This window comes from Ligilactobacillus animalis, assembly GCF_009933595.1.
GTDB classification, from domain to species: Bacteria; Bacillota; Bacilli; order Lactobacillales; family Lactobacillaceae; genus Ligilactobacillus; species Ligilactobacillus animalis.
Window position 1 is genome coordinate 1,808,019 of the sequence record NZ_CP047141.1, and the last position, 14,649, is coordinate 1,822,667.

Genomic DNA, 14,649 nt, shown 5'->3' on the forward strand with positions numbered 1-14,649 from the left:
AGCAAGCGCTAATATTTATAATCAAATTAAAAATTTCGAATATAATTGACAATCTACCAAAACCATGTTATTCTAAAGTTTCTATTATACGGTGCGATATTTACTGTGGAAGGTAAATATCATTAAAAGAGCTGGGAGATATCTCCCAGCTCTTTTTTTGCATCCTGTGATCGTAGTCGTGCTTCTCAAACTTGCGATGCCGTTATTTCTACGGAGCTACCCGCATTTTTCCGCACTGTGATATAAAAAAGACAAGTGCGCTATCACTCGCACTTGCCTGGGTTGAGGATATACATCGTAATATAAAGAGCGAATCTCTACATCACACAATGCATTTTTGAAACTTACTACGTGTAGCATACTTAAAGGAGTTCTACTCCTCACTGCACATTATACCCTAGTTTAAACCATGATTAAAAACGATTTGCCTTTTCTAATTTCGATACATTTTTAGCTCCAAAAATAGGTCGTTATATTTTTCCAAATACTTAGGACCTAGGTCTTCGTAGATCTCCATCTGTTTGATCCGAGCAGCACTTGGATAAAATTCCTTATTGGAAGTGATCGCTTTTGGCAAATATTTCAATGCCGCTTTATTTGGAGTGGAATAACCGATGTATTCCGTGTTTTGCGCCGCATTTTTAGGATCTAACATGAAATTGATAAATTCATAGGCGCCCTGCTTATTTTTAGCTGTCTTGGGGATCACCAAATTATCAAACCACAGATTAGTCCCACCTTCTGGGATCACATAATGCAAATGACTATTTTTTTCCATCATGTCAGCCGCTTCCCCCGAAAAGGTCACCGCTACACTGCTCTCTTCATTTGCCATGTATGTCTTGATCTCATCGGAAACGATTGCTTTGGCATTAGGTGTCAAAGCCTTGAGCTTATTGTAGGCTCGATCAAGATCAGCATCATTTTTACTGTTGAGCGATCTTCCCATGCTAGCCAGACCGATCCCCATAAATTCACGCGCCCCATCAATGAACATGATCTTGTTTTTCAACTGTGGATCCCAGAGATCATTCCATGTCTTGAACTGTGAAGCTTGATAGAATTTATCATTATAAATGATCCCTAAAGTTCCCCAAAAATACGGTACTGAATACTCATTATGCTGATCAAAGGCGAGATCCATAAACTGAGGATCGATATTTTTTAAATTCGGTAACTTACTGTGATCGAGTTTCAACAAAAGATGCTCTTTTTTCATCTTCTGGATCATATAGTCACTTGGAACCGCGATATCATACGAAGTCCCGCCTTGTTTGATCTTCGTCAACATCGCTTCATTTGAATCAAACGTCTCATAATTGACCTTATAACCCGTCTGCTTTTCAAATTTGGTGATCAATTTAGGATCGATGTAGTCGCCCCAGTTATAAATGTTCAAAACTTTAGCATCTGACATACCGGTCGAGCGTTCGAGCCAAACCGTCCCTAAAAAGAGCAAGCCAATGATCAAGAGGATCCCGATCAAAAGTGAACGTAATTTTTTCATCGCAAGAGCCCCCGTTTCTTTTTCTTGGAGCGTGGTTGGTTATCCTTACTGATGTAGTAATAACCGACTACCAATACAAGTGCAAATAAGAAGACTAGCGTACTTAGGGCATTGATCTCTAAACTGACACCGCGCCGCGCCCGCGAATAGATCTCGACTGAAAGGGTGGTAAACCCATTTCCTGTCACAAAAAAAGTGACCGCAAAATCATCGAGCGAATAGGTAAATGCCATAAAATACCCGGCGATGATCCCTGGTGAAAGATACGGCAAGATGATATCTTTTAGGATCTGGCGGTTATTGGCCCCAAGATCATAGCCAGCCGTGATCATCGAGTCATTCATCTCTTGAAGTTTTGGCAAGATCATCAAGACTACGATCGGGATACTAAAGCTGACATGCGCCAAAAGTACCGTCCAAAAACCGAGCGAAAAGCCACTAAAGATCGAGCCTAACGTGATAAATAAGATCAAAAAGCTAGCCCCGATCGTTACGTCGGGCGAAACGATCAAGATATTGTTCAACGATAATAATGTATTGCGGTGACGTCGTTTTCTCAAATAATAGATAAATAACGCCCCAAAAGTCCCGATCACCGTAGCGATCAACGCCGACAAAAACGCCAATAAGAAGGTATTTAGCAAGATGATCACCAGCCGTGTATCGGAAAACAACTCACTAAAATGGCGCAACGAAAAGCCGGTAAAATCATTCATCGTATCGCCTGCGTTAAAAGAATACCAGACCAAATAAAAGATCGGCAAATATAAAAAGATAAAGACTAAGACCAAATACAGATCTGCCCATTTAGATCTAGTTTGTTGCATCATTTGCCACCTGCTTTCTTTTCACCAGTAAAGAGCATCACGATCACCATTGCAATGATCAAAACGACCCCGATCGTTGCCCCTTTGCCCCAGTTTTGTGTCACCATGAAATGCTCTTCGATCGCCGTCCCCAGGGTGATCACGCGATTTCCCCCGATCAAACGCGTCAACATGAAGAGCGAAAGTGACGGGATAAAGACCGCTTGGACCCCACTTTTGACCCCATTTAACGATAATGGAAAGACCACTTTAAAAAATGTCTGCGTCGAACTGGCCCCAAGATCTTTGCTAGCGGCAATAAATGACGGTGGCAATTCCTCCAGGGCGTTGAAAAGCGGGATGATCATAAAGGGCAACTGGATATAGACTGCCACGATCAAAAAGCTAAAATCGGTGAACAGTAATTGCTTGGGTAAGATCCCAAAAAAGCCTAAAAAGCTGTTCAAACCACCATGAACGCCGAAGATCCCGATGAAGGCATACGCTTTTAACAATAAATTGATCCATGTCGGTAAAATGATCAACAACAACCACAGATCTTTATGCTTTAATTTTGTCAAAAAATACGCCGTTGGATAACTGATCAAAAGTGTGATCAAGGTGATCAAAAAAGCATACCAGACCGAATTGAACGTCATCAATAGATACTTGCCCGAACCAAAATACTCTGCGTAATTAGCTAAAGTAAAATGTCCACTTTGATCAAAAAAAGAATATCCGATCACCAAAACAACTGGTGCTAGAACAAAAAAGAGCAACCAGAGAAAATATGGGACTGCTAATAAAGTATTATACTTTTTCATATTGTCCCCCTTAATCGTCGTAACTTTCTAAACGTGCATCAAATTCTGCTTCTGTTTCATTGAAACGCATAACATGGATATCTTCGGGATCAAAGTACAAGCCGATCTCACTGTCGACTTGAGCTTTTTTGGTCGAATGCACGATCCATTCATTGCCCATCTCATCATGACAGACGATCTCATAATGGACCCCGCGGAATAATTGGGTATCGACCTTGACCTTTAATTTACCCGCTTGGACCGTGGTCAACTCGAGATCTTCAGGTCGCAAAACGACTTCGACTGGTTCGTTTGGACGCATCCCCTCATCCACACATTCAAATTCTTTGCCGGCAAATTTTACAAGACAATCCTGGATCATCACCCCATCGACAATGTTACTTTCACCGATAAAATCAGCTACATAGTGATTGATCGGCTCATCGTAAATATCGACCGGACTACCACTTTGCACGATATTTCCGTTATTTAAAACAAAGATCTCGTCACTCATCGCCAAAGCTTCTTCTTGGTCATGGGTCACGAAAATAAAGGTGATCCCCAGACGTTGTTGTAACTCGCGCAATTCATATTGCATGTTTAGCCGCAATTTATGGTCTAAAGCTGATAAAGGTTCATCTAGCAATAAGATCTTAGGTTCATTGACGATCGCCCGGGCAATAGCAACACGTTGCCGTTGTCCCCCAGACATCTCGCTGATCCCACGCTTTTCATAACCGGCTAACTGTACTAAGCGCAAGGCTTCTTTGACTTTAGTTTCAATTTCTGCTTTCGGTGTCTTTTTGATCTTCAATCCAAAAGCGATATTATCAAAAACATTCATATGCGGAAAGAGCGCATAATCTTGAAAAACGGTATTAACTTGACGTTTATTCGCAGGAATATCGTTGATCCGCTTTCCCTCAAAGTAAATATCACCTGCAGTCGGCTCTGAAAAACCTGCGATCATCCGTAAGATCGTCGTTTTACCACAACCAGATGGCCCTAAAAGTGTATAGAATTTGCCCTCTTCGATATCAAAGCTGACTTTTTTCAACACTGGGACATCGTCATCGTAGCTTTTAACGACATTTTTAAAAGAAATAATTGGTTCTTTCATAATTTGCCACCCCTTTACCAAAATAGAAACTAATCTCCATTATACTAAACATTTCCCGCTTTTAAAAAGACCCATAGTCAAAACTATGAGTCTATGATTTATTTTTTAGCTGCGATCACATACGGTACGGCTAAAAAGCAGATCGCTCCTAGCATATTTCCTAACGAGACCCAAAACAGATTATACAGCCACGCTCCGACTGTGATCACTTGCCCAGCTGGTTCGATAAGTGCTGCCGTCAGTAAAGTCATATTGGCCACACTATGCTCAAAACCAGTCGTAAAAAAGGCCAATAAACACCAAAAGACCATGATCAATTTAGCAGCATCATTTTTTGTCTGAAAACTCGACCATAGCGCTAAACAGACGAGGATATTACACAAGATCCCCCGCATGAGCAAGGCTACTGGACCAGCCGTCATCTTGACCACAGCAGTCGCAGTAAGTGCTTTGGCCACCCCGTCAACTTGCAAACCGGTCGCATTATATAGAATTCCCAATAAGATCGCTCCACAAGCATTACCTAACCAGCAGATCACCCATAGATAGCTTGCCTGAAACCACGTATTTTGCTTAGCCAAAGCTCCAACTGCTAAAACAAAATTATTGCCAGTAAACAACTCGCCCCCAGCGATGATCACTAAGCTAAGTGCCACGCCAAAAACTGTCCCCATCAACAACTTAGCGCTTGGAGCACCTTGCAACTGTCCACTGACGGTAAAGGCTAATAAGATCCCAAAACCGATATACATTCCCGCTAACATGGATAATAAAAAATACCCCAGCGGATTTTGACGCAAAAAAGCTAACTTCTTACTCGCAGCCCCTTGAACTGCTTTGATCTGTTCTGTATACATATGCGTTCTCTCCTTTTTGGTATTCACGGGCCCCGCGCCCAATTTTAATTATATCGGAATCAGCCACAAAATACGTACTCAAAACTACGGCAAGTGCTAAAATAAGAGATAGTTAATTTTTTATCTGGAAGTGGTCTTATCAATAATTATGAAATCATCAAACAAAAATACGCCCAATCGCTTTTGATCGGGCTGACTTTAGCATTTTGTGGTGGCTATATCGATGCCTATACCTATGTCTTGCGGGAACATTCGCTGGTCGCGGGGCAGACCGGTAACATCGTCTTCTTAGCCGTCGATATTGCCAGCAAGGGACTTGCGATCACGGAAACGCGCTTTTTTACCTTTATCTTCTTTATTTTAGGGATCTTTGTCATCAGCTTCCTCGCTAAAAAACTAGACTCTCCCTACGTCAAACCTTTATCATTGCTCCCCTGTATCTTGGCTTGTCTATTGATTGGTTTCTTGCCCGTCAGTACCCCCGACTATCTAGTCGTGCCACCACTGGCCTTTGGGATCGGGATCCAAACGACTTCATTTAGCAAGATCGAGGGCATCCCCTACAACAACTCCTTTTCCACGGGAAATATCAAAAAAGGCATGATCGCTTGGAACGGATTTTTCTTCTCTCACAGTTTAGCTGATAAGCATGCAGCTAAATTATATTTAGCGATCACCCTTGCTTTTGCACTCGGTGCTCTGTGTTCAGCTGAGTTGGAAAAACTTTGGGGGATCCATACGATCTGGGCGATCACTGTGATTTTGAGTGCAGTGATGCTGCGGTACCTTTATTTATTGCGACATGAAAAATAACCCGGGACAACTCTACAGATTTCCGCGCCAAAAAATAAGATGATCCGTGTGCTACAGATCATCTTATTTTTTTGACTTTTTTTCAGTCTCATTCTTTAATTATAATTTACCAACTAGATCTAAGCCTGGTTCCAACACATCATCGCCTGGTTGCCAGCTAGCTGGGCAGACCTTATCGCCATGTGCGCGTACAAAGGAGGCTGCTTGAAGCGTTCTGAAGATCTCAGAGGCGTTCCGGCCGATCCCCATGTTGTTGATCGTATATGATTGGATCACACCATCTGGATCAACGATGAAGGCAGCACGGTATGTTTGACCGAGTTCCTCATTCAATACATCAAATGCTTTAGATAATTTACCAGCTGGATCAGCTAACATCGGATATTCGATCTTACCGATACCATCAGAAGCTTCAGCCCATGCTTTATGCACAAACTCAGTATCTTCGGAAACAGAGTAGATCTCTGCTCCAGCTGCCTTGAATTGGGAATATTTAGCTTGTAAATCTTCTAATTCAGTTGGGCAGACAAAGGAGAAGTCAGCTGGATAAAAGAAGAACACGCTCCATTTACCCAAAACGTCTTTTTTGGTGACATCCTTTAATTCGCCCTGCTGATATGCCTTAACTGAAAAATCTTGAATCTCTTGCCCAATGTAATTCATCTAAGAACGCCTCACTTTTTATTTTTCTTTGGTACAACTCTTAGTATAGTCTAGTAAATCTATTTGTCAATCTTTATATAATGGGGTTAATAAAGGTTTTTTAGAATTTTTTTAAACTAAATTTTTTACTGTAAACTAGCTGCTACTAGAACTAAAGTTTCTAAATTATCAGCCTTAAATTCGTAGACCACATTATCTTTATTCCAAGTAAGCGATTGGGTCAAAAAGCCTGCTTTGTTGGAAGCTTCCAAGCGACCACTCCCACGTTGTGATGGTGCTGGTAAACGATAGCGTTCCAAAAGGGTAACGGCCTTGCGGGCAGCTGTTGCTGGATCTTCACCGGCAAATGGGCTTCCATGCATGGTAAAGGACCAGTTTCCTTCATTCCAATGCAAGTAGCGTTGCCCGGCACCGCTATTGACGGTAGCTTGCAAGCCGTAACCTAAGCTGATCTTAGGTAAATTCCCTTGTGAAGCATCATTTTGATACTCGATCTGGCTAACTGCTTCATCGGTCGAAGCATAAGTTTTCTTTGTCAAAGTAGCGTATGGTGATTTATCTTTTAAGCTTTCATCGTTGACTGGTTTAGCATCATTTTCGAGATAATAGTTAGCAGTATAGTTATTTAGATCGCCACTATAAGAGACGCTAACTTTTTTATGACTATCTTCTTTGCCGGATAGTGTCGCTACAAGGGCAGTATCTCCCAAATTTTGGCGCATCGAGATCGCACCTTGTTGCATCAATTCGTTATTAGAAAGTTTATTAGCCGCTGCTTGACTTTCATCGGTCGCACTACTTTCGGTGTTTGAGCTCTGTTCTTGGCTACTGCTTTGTTCAGAACTTTGACTTTCTTTATCTTTATCCTGACTAGTCGAGTTTTGCTTTTGGCTACTGCTCTTTTTAGTCGTTTGAGAGGTGCTTTGTTCTTTAGCATTGGTTTTTGATTCATTATTACTGGAGCACCCCGCCAAAACGACCGTACAGAGTAACGCCAAGGTCACTTTTGAAAATTTATTCATGATCTCATCCTCCGTTATATTCAATTTGTTCAATTATTTCTACCTTAAGGATACATTATTTAGGAGAAAGATACCAAATTTTGAATACAGTGTGTAATACGACTATAACACAATGCGCAGCACGACCACGAACAGTACGCAAAAAAAGACCAGAAAATAACTTCTGGTCTTTCATCACTAACGGCTCAACATCAACATGTTGTAAAGCATACCATCTTTTAATTTATCCACGTCTGCGCCTAAAACTTTGGCGATCTCATAAGCATAAGCCCAAGCTGTGGCTGGTCCGCGACTGGTGATCAAATGATTCTTTTCATCTACGACAACTAAAGCTTCGTCAAAGTTACCGTTTTTGACTTCATCTGCGATCCCAGCTTCCATTCCTGGATATAACGTATATTGGCTATCATCCAACAAGCCATAGCGTGCAAAAGCGATCGGCGCAGCACACATCGCTGCATTCCACTTACCAGCTTTTTTACGTTCGACCATGAACTGACGCAATGTCTCGTTGTCCCGCAAGGCTTCTGAACCGGGCAAGCCACCTGGGAAGATCACGATATCATAGTCCAATAAACTTTCATCCATGACCTTATCACAAGTCAACACGATATTATGGTCACCATTGACGATCTTATCGAATAAACCGACCATATCACATTTGATCCCGGCACGCCGTAAAACGTCAACGCTTGACAGTGCTTCAACTTCTTCACAACCAGGTGCGATCATCACTGCTGCTGTTTTTGTCATTATAAAGCCCCCTAAAATATTTACTAACTCTATTCTAATCCAAAATTTCGTTAAGGGCTAATTTTTGGCCTAAAAACATGTTAAAATTGTAAACAACCTAAATTTATCAAGGAGGTCCATCTAGTGTTAGCTACAGCCTTCATTTTGATTTTTGCAGCTATTTTTAGTTTGATCGTATCAAAATATATTCCCAAAATTTCACCTAACTATGTGAGTATCTTTGTGGGGATCTTATGTGGCCTGATACCACCTGTCAGTCAACACGTTGCCACATTCAATGCCGAAGTTTTCATGATCTTATTAGTCGCACCCTTGCTCTTTTATGAAGGACAAGCTACTGCTTTTAGTTTTGTGCGTCACCATCTAAAAGTCATCGTGGGGATCACCGTTATCATGGTGGCCTTAAGTACCTTGCTTGCTGGGTTTTCGTTGCACTATTTCCTGGGTTTATCGTTGCCTTTGGCCTTTGTTATGGCAGCGATCAGCACTCCGACCGATGCGACCGCGACCGCTTCTGTTTCGGAAGGACTTGAATTACCCAAAAAGACCAACTCCCTTTTAAAACTCGAATCGCTATTTAACGATGCTTCTGGGCTAGTCTTACTGCAAGCAACTGCTGTCTGGCTCGTGTTAGATGAATTGAGTATCCAGCATATCATGACCGACTTTTTCGTTTCGGCTATTGGTGGTGTTCTGGTCGGCTTTATCATCTCAATGTTATTAATGTATTTTAGACAACACATTTTGCGTGTTTTCATCAATACCGTTTCGATCCAAACGCTGATCTATCTGGTCACCCCGTTTATGATCTATATCATCGCTGAGGAACTTCATCTCTCTGGGATCATCGCCGTTGTTGTCTCAGGTCTGTTGCATAACAGCGAGGAACGCGTCGCCTTATTTGCTGATGCGCGCCAAAACTTTACTGCCCGGGAATTCCAGCGAGTCTTCGCTGATCTATTGAATAGTTTGGTTTTTGTCGTCTTTGGGATCACCTCGACCAAGATCATGCTTGAACAATTCAGCTGGTTGAATATTTCGCTCTGGGGCTTGAGTGGTTTGATCTTGTATCTCGTCAATCTACTCGTCCGCTACTGTTATGCACGTTTCAAATTAAAGGAAAATAATTTAGATGCATGGCTGTTTGCGATCGGCGGTGTTCATGGGGCGGTTACACTAGCCTTAGTTTTCACACTACCTGGTCTGGGAGTTGCCAGCGAACACTTTAATCTGATCTTGATGTCCGAATTGACTTTGATCATTTTAAGCATGCTAGTTCCAACGATCGTCTTACGCTTCATCTTACCTAAAGAACCCAATCGCGCTGAAACTTTAGCCAAACTTGACCAAGTTCGCTCAGAAATGGTCCAAGCCGGGATCACTGAAGTTCACAAAATGAAGTTACCGACACCGATAACAAAACTCGTGATCGCCTATTTAAAAGACCAATCCCGCGAATCGACCTTGAAAGAATTTACCAAGCGTTGGCATCGGATCACTCGATTACCAAAGATCCGTAATTCACGTTTTCAACATATGCAGGTCAGGATCTTCCAGCGCTGTTTCTTTGCCGAACGCGCCTATATTCGCCAAGCGATCCACGAAGGCAAGCTCACCTTTGAAGAAGCCTACTTTATCTATGAAGAACTTCTCTTAGCTGAAGCCTTACTGATCGATCCATATAACGAAGAAGAATAGAATAAATGCCACCTAGAGGATCAATTACTCTAGGTGGCTTTTTATACTCCCTTCACTTTGGCAGGTTGACATCCCCACTAAGTTGGCATATCATAAATTTTTATAGATAAAGAACTAGAGGTATTATTATGTCAACACTTTTAGTCATCCAAGCATACGCCAAAGATAAAAGTACGCATTTGGATCGGCTTAACCAACATTTTATTACAAGTTATTAGCAAGCTCACCCCAAAGATCGGATCATTTTTCACGATCTTATCAATGGTGGTACACCTACGCTAAACTCACAAATGTTAATGGCCTTGCGGAAAAAGGAACATCAAAAGCCACTATCAGCGTTTGAACAAAAATTGCTTTGCGAGCATGATGAATGGCTTAATAATTTTATGCTTGCTGATAAATATCTTTTCGTCGCTCCGATCCAACAACGGTTCTTACCCGCGGAGCTCAAACAATACTTAGATCTGATCGTAGCAACATTGAGCGAGCTGGCACCACACAAAAAAGCCTTGCATCTCCAAGCAACAGATCGGACCTATCATCCCAGAACACTCAAGTATTTTTGGGACACATATAAACACAAACATAACCTGGTAAATAAATATCTCCAAAAGCTTTTGGCCTTCCACGGGTTAAAGGATTTTACCACACTACATATTGAAGGTTTAACAAATTGTTGCACCAGCTGCGATCTTTCGTTAAAGCATTGCCAAAAACAACTAACTAAGATCGCGAACGTTTTTTGATCACAGTGCGGAAGAATGCGGGAAGCTCCGTAAAAATAACGGCACCCCAACTTTGAGGCGCTTTTTGCCTCGGAGTTGGGGTGCCGTTATTTTCTAGGAGTTGCATTCTGGAGCACGACTATATCACAGTGCGCAGAAAAGCGGGTCTCACCACGATACAAATACGTAGTGAGGCCCGCTTTATTTATTGTCGGTCTATTAAAATAATTGTTTGCCACCTTCGACAAATAAGAAAATACCGTAAGCAACAACAATGATCCCGCTGATCAAATTGATCCACAACAGCAGTTTATCTGGGATCTTGTGACGAAAGACATTAAATGCCGTTGTCATCCCCATATCCCAAATAAAGGAAGCACTGACGACTCCGATGATGAAAAAGATACTTTCAGCAAAGGTCAAAGTCCCGCGACTAGCCCCCAACATCATCGTCCCATCGATCAAAGCTTGCGGATTAGCCCAACTGACTACAAAAGCGGTCGTGATCGCTTGTTTTAAGCTGATCTTGTTATCATCACTCGTCAAAGCACGTTGGTTAGCGGCCCGGATGATCCCCCAGCCGATATAAGCCGTCAAGAGACCACCGGCTAACATGATAAATAATTTCAACGTATGATTATGGGTGATCAAAGCCCCGATACCATAGAAAGCCGCTAAACAAAAGAGCGCATCAAAGACCCAAACTAAAAAAGTATACAGCCAAGCTCGACTCAATTTATATGATAAGCCGTTGTTGAACACATACACATTTTGCATCCCTATCGGTGCCACGAAGGCAAAACCGATCAATAAACCTTGCCAATAAGCCAAATTACTCTCCCCATTCTCTAAAATACTCTTATTTGAATCATAACATAGATTTTAGTCGAGAGGACAAAAAAGAAGCCAGAGTTTCCCCCTGACCTCTAAAATTATTTACTTATTTAGCAGCTTCCCATGTCTTTTCAAAAAGGGCATAGGAGAAATCTGCTGTCGTTGGAACGACTACATCTGCTTGAGCTAATTCAGTCTCATCTCCTACGGCCACCGCTGTCATTTTCGCAGCTTTGATCGCAGCTACACCCGAAACAGCATCTTCAACTCCAACGCAATCCTTTGGTTCAAGCTCAACTGCTTTGGCACCAGCTAAGAAGATGTCGGGTGCTGGTTTGCCGTTAGCGACTTTACTTGGATCAGCGATCGCATCAAACTCGTCCAATAAGCCTAACTTTTCTAAGATCGCCGGCGCATTCTTGGAAGCTGAAGCAATTGATAATTTAACACCATGATCTTTTAATTCACCGATCAAACGGGTGATCCCTGGCAAAATATCTTCTTTTGTCAAAGTTTCGATCGCTTGCAAGTAATAGCCATTTTTCTTTTCGGCCATCGCCAAGATCTCTTCTTCAGTATAGTTATCACGTAAACCACCAAATTCCAAGATCTTGATCAAAGAATCAGTCCGACTGATCCCTTTTAATTCAGCTTCAAATTCAGCAGGCAAAACTAGTCCTAATTGTTCTTTTGCTAGTTGGCTCCAAGCTTCAAAGTGAAACTTCGCTGTATCGGTGATCACACCGTCTAAATCAAAAATTGCACCTTTCATTAGTTTCCTCCTATTTTACTGTTAATTCTGTTTCTTCGCCATTTAACTTGATCTTCAAAGGTTCACCCTTCAACAATTCGATCTTAGAACCTGTCTTATCGACTTCGATGCTCAATAAACGGCCGCGGAAGTTGATCCGGAACTTGTAGCCGTCCCATTCCTTAGGTAAGAATGGTGCAAATTCAAGTTCACCATCGATCACACGCATCCCTGCAAAGCCTTGAACGATCGCTAACCATGAACCAGTCATTGAAGTGATGTGCAAGCCATCTTCAGTATCGTTGTTATAGTTATCCAAGTCTAAGCGTGCTGTCCGTGAATACATTTCAAAAGCTTTATCTTCTTTGTGAAGGTCAGCAGCTAAAACAGAGTGGATCGATGGAGAAAGACTTGATTCATGCACGGTCAATGGTTCGTAGAAATCAAAGTTCTTTTCTTTTTGTTCTGGCGTGAAGTCTTCTACAAAGTAATAGATCCCTTGTAAAACATCAGCTTGTTTGATATATGGTGACCGCAAGATCTTATCCCATGACCAGTTTTGGTTCAATGGTAATTGTCCTTCTGGAAGATCTTTAACTGGTGTCAGATCTTTGTCTAAGAAGGTATCATGTTGAACGAAGATCCCGAGTTCTTGATCTTCAGGCAAGTACATGTTATCCGCAATTTCATGCCATTTTTGACGTTCTGCTTCGCCAAGATCGAGTTGAGCTAATTTTTCAGCTGAAACTTTATCAGCGATCTCATTTGCATAGTTCAAGCACCATTTAGCCAACATGTTGGTGTACCAGTTGTTATTGACATTGTTTTCGTATTCGTTTGGTCCCGTTACGCCGTGGATCATGTATTGACCCTTGCGCTTGGAGTAATGCACACGATCAGCCCAGAAGCGTGCGATCCCGACTAAGACATCAAAGCCGTTGTGGGTCGCATATTCTTCATCGCCGGTGTAACGAGTATAGTTGTAGATCGCATAGGCAATCGTTCCGTTACGGTGGATCTCTTCAAATGTGATCTCCCATTCGTTGTGGCATTCGATCCCATTGAAAGTCACCATTGGATACAATGCACCCTTCAAACCTTGTTGTTGTGCATTGTGGTAAGCCCCTGCTAATTGATCATAGCGATACTTGAGCAAGTTCTTTGTCACCGATTCGTCAGCTAAAGCTAAATACAATGGAACTGCGAAAGCTTCTGTATCCCAGTATGTGGCACCACCATATTTTTCACCGGTGAAACCTTTTGGCCCGATGTTTAAGCGGGCATCATCACCGTAGTAAGTTGAGAAGAGTTGGAACAAGTTGAAACGAATACCTTGTTGTGATTCAGCATTACCTGAGATCTCAACATCAGCTTTCTCCCAACGCTTAGCCCAACCAGCTGCTTGTTCTGTTTTCAATTCTTCAAATGATTTTTCAGCTTGTTTTTGGCTCAAAGTTTGCGTAGCTTGTGTTAAAGCTTCTTGTGTATCGTAATCACGTGAAGTTACCACGATCACGCGTTTTTCAAAGGCTACTGTTTGACCAGCCGCAACTTGGCCTGCAAAGATATTGACTACGCTCTTTTCAGTCGTTTCAGCTGCCATTGGTCGTAGATCTGTTACGTGGTCAGCTAACATTTCAGTTGTAAACTGTGGTGTACCAAAGTTATTTGGGATCGTTTGTGCCGTTAAAGACATATGTGTTTCAGCTACATTTTGTGCCAAAACATTCCAGAATTTTTCATCATAGTTTGCATCTTCATTAAAAACATCCGCATCAATGTATGATTTGATCTCAACGTTTGCTTCAGTATCGTTTAAGTTTTCAACCGTGATCTTGGAAGCGTATAGTTCTTTTTGTGCTACACTGACGAAACGTTCAAAGTTCAAACGGAATTTTTGACCGTCTTTTTCAACGATAAAGCTCCGGTTCAAGATCCCTTTCTCCATGTCGAGTGCAAGTTCAAAGTCTGAAAATTCATCCTTAGCCAAGTCAACAGAAGAGCCGTTCAACTTGATGTCAACTTTAGTGAAGTCGACCGCATTGATAACTTTACCAAAATATTCAGGATAACCGTTCTTCCACCAACCAACACGTGTCTTATCTGGATACCAAACGCCCCCAAGATAAATACCTTTATGTGTATCGCCGGAATATGTTTCTTCAAACATCCCACGCATACCCATGTATTCGTTTCCAATACTTGTCATACTTTCTTGGAGTCGTTTTTCTTCGGGTTTAAATTCATGTGTGACTACTTTCCATGGATCGATTTCAAAAATTCTTTTCATTACACTG

Annotated in this window: 14 protein-coding genes; 3 read left to right on the forward strand and 11 right to left on the reverse strand. The window is 41.8% G+C overall.

From position 1 onward, the window contains the following. Positions 1-433 precede the first annotated feature (433 nt). The 5 genes from GSR62_RS08910 to GSR62_RS08930 all read right to left on the reverse strand — a co-directional run bounded on the left by GSR62_RS08910 (position 434) and on the right by GSR62_RS08930 (position 5,093). Positions 434-1,507, reverse strand: a complete 1,074-nt coding sequence (locus tag GSR62_RS08910) for an ABC transporter substrate-binding protein (protein WP_010689904.1) — start codon at positions 1,505-1,507, stop codon at positions 434-436. Further along, positions 1,504-2,334 (reverse strand): ABC transporter permease, encoded by an 831-nt coding sequence (locus GSR62_RS08915; protein ID WP_010689906.1) that lies wholly within the window; start codon positions 2,332-2,334, stop codon positions 1,504-1,506. Before GSR62_RS08915 ends, GSR62_RS08910 begins: the two co-directional genes overlap by 4 nt. Beyond that, entirely contained in the window at positions 2,334-3,137 is an 804-nt protein-coding gene (locus tag GSR62_RS08920) for an ABC transporter permease (RefSeq protein ID WP_010689911.1), read from the reverse strand. The genes GSR62_RS08915 and GSR62_RS08920 overlap by 1 nt, the downstream gene beginning before the upstream one ends. Positions 3,138-3,147: 10 nt before the next feature. Then, positions 3,148-4,236: an ABC transporter ATP-binding protein gene (locus GSR62_RS08925; protein ID WP_010689914.1), complete on the reverse strand. Its 1,089-nt coding sequence runs from the start codon at positions 4,234-4,236 to the stop codon at positions 3,148-3,150. 98 nt (positions 4,237-4,334) lie between these two features. Beyond that, positions 4,335-5,093, reverse strand: a complete 759-nt coding sequence (locus GSR62_RS08930) for a formate/nitrite transporter family protein (RefSeq protein WP_066024247.1) — start codon at positions 5,091-5,093, stop codon at positions 4,335-4,337. Positions 5,094-5,276: 183 nt separating this feature from the next. Between GSR62_RS08930 and GSR62_RS08935 the strand changes: the two genes are divergently transcribed. After that, positions 5,277-5,906 carry a YoaK family protein gene (locus GSR62_RS08935; RefSeq protein ID WP_083213909.1) on the forward strand — a complete coding sequence of 210 codons (630 nt, stop codon included), beginning with the start codon at positions 5,277-5,279 and terminating at the stop codon, positions 5,904-5,906. 99 nt (positions 5,907-6,005) lie between these two features. On the opposite strand, the gene GSR62_RS08940 is transcribed toward GSR62_RS08935, so the two are convergent. The 3 genes from GSR62_RS08940 to GSR62_RS08950 form a co-directional block, all read right to left on the reverse strand. Continuing rightward, entirely contained in the window at positions 6,006-6,569 is a 564-nt protein-coding gene (locus GSR62_RS08940; RefSeq protein ID WP_066024249.1) for a redoxin domain-containing protein, read from the reverse strand. Between the two features lie 125 nt (positions 6,570-6,694). Further along, complete coding sequence (locus GSR62_RS08945; RefSeq protein ID WP_066024250.1) at positions 6,695-7,591, reverse strand: hypothetical protein; 897 nt, start codon at positions 7,589-7,591, stop codon at positions 6,695-6,697. A 177-nt stretch (positions 7,592-7,768) separates the two neighbouring features. Next, positions 7,769-8,344 carry a DJ-1 family glyoxalase III gene (locus GSR62_RS08950; RefSeq protein WP_035447149.1) on the reverse strand — a complete coding sequence of 192 codons (576 nt, stop codon included), beginning with the start codon at positions 8,342-8,344 and terminating at the stop codon, positions 7,769-7,771. 123 nt (positions 8,345-8,467) lie between these two features. On the opposite strand from GSR62_RS08950, the gene GSR62_RS08955 reads away from it, so the two are divergent. Beyond that, the gene (locus GSR62_RS08955) at positions 8,468-10,042 is read left to right on the forward strand and encodes a cation:proton antiporter (protein ID WP_161517667.1); all 1,575 of its coding nucleotides are present in this window, start codon (positions 8,468-8,470) and stop codon (positions 10,040-10,042) included. 257 nt (positions 10,043-10,299) lie between these two features. Then, positions 10,300-10,788, forward strand: coding sequence for an NAD(P)H-dependent oxidoreductase (locus GSR62_RS08960; RefSeq protein ID WP_238333336.1), 489 nt, complete (start codon positions 10,300-10,302; stop codon positions 10,786-10,788). 198 nt (positions 10,789-10,986) lie between these two features. Here the strand turns inward: GSR62_RS08960 and GSR62_RS08965 are convergent, their stop codons facing one another. The 3 genes from GSR62_RS08965 to GSR62_RS08975 form a co-directional block, all read right to left on the reverse strand. Continuing rightward, positions 10,987-11,598 carry a LysE/ArgO family amino acid transporter gene (locus GSR62_RS08965; RefSeq protein ID WP_010689928.1) on the reverse strand — a complete coding sequence of 204 codons (612 nt, stop codon included), beginning with the start codon at positions 11,596-11,598 and terminating at the stop codon, positions 10,987-10,989. A gap of 109 nt (positions 11,599-11,707) precedes the next feature. Continuing rightward, positions 11,708-12,373, reverse strand: coding sequence for a beta-phosphoglucomutase (gene pgmB / locus GSR62_RS08970; RefSeq protein ID WP_010689930.1), 666 nt, complete (start codon positions 12,371-12,373; stop codon positions 11,708-11,710). Between the two features lie 10 nt (positions 12,374-12,383). Next, a complete protein-coding gene (locus GSR62_RS08975) occupies positions 12,384-14,642 on the reverse strand; it encodes a glycoside hydrolase family 65 protein (protein ID WP_066024253.1) in 2,259 nt (752 codons plus the stop codon). Positions 14,643-14,649: the final 7 nt, after the last annotated feature.

Excerpts from the sequence above, each read along its gene's own strand:
- GSR62_RS08910 (WP_010689904.1), bottom strand. The coding sequence starts at position 1,507 with ATGAAAAAATTACGTTCACTTTTGATCGGGATCCTCTTGATCATTGGC.
- GSR62_RS08915 (WP_010689906.1), bottom strand. The coding sequence starts at position 2,334 with ATGCAACAAACTAGATCTAAATGGGCAGATCTGTATTTGGTCTTAGTC.
- GSR62_RS08920 (WP_010689911.1), bottom strand. The coding sequence starts at position 3,137 with ATGAAAAAGTATAATACTTTATTAGCAGTCCCATATTTTCTCTGGTTG.
- GSR62_RS08925 (WP_010689914.1), bottom strand. The coding sequence starts at position 4,236 with ATGAAAGAACCAATTATTTCTTTTAAAAATGTCGTTAAAAGCTACGAT.
- GSR62_RS08930 (WP_066024247.1), bottom strand. The coding sequence starts at position 5,093 with ATGTATACAGAACAGATCAAAGCAGTTCAAGGGGCTGCGAGTAAGAAG.
- GSR62_RS08940 (WP_066024249.1), bottom strand. The coding sequence starts at position 6,569 with ATGAATTACATTGGGCAAGAGATTCAAGATTTTTCAGTTAAGGCATAT.
- GSR62_RS08945 (WP_066024250.1), bottom strand. The coding sequence starts at position 7,591 with ATGAATAAATTTTCAAAAGTGACCTTGGCGTTACTCTGTACGGTCGTT.
- GSR62_RS08950 (WP_035447149.1), bottom strand. The coding sequence starts at position 8,344 with ATGACAAAAACAGCAGCAGTGATGATCGCACCTGGTTGTGAAGAAGTT.
- pgmB (WP_010689930.1), bottom strand. The coding sequence starts at position 12,373 with ATGAAAGGTGCAATTTTTGATTTAGACGGTGTGATCACCGATACAGCG.
- GSR62_RS08975 (WP_066024253.1), bottom strand. The coding sequence starts at position 14,642 with ATGAAAAGAATTTTTGAAATCGATCCATGGAAAGTAGTCACACATGAA.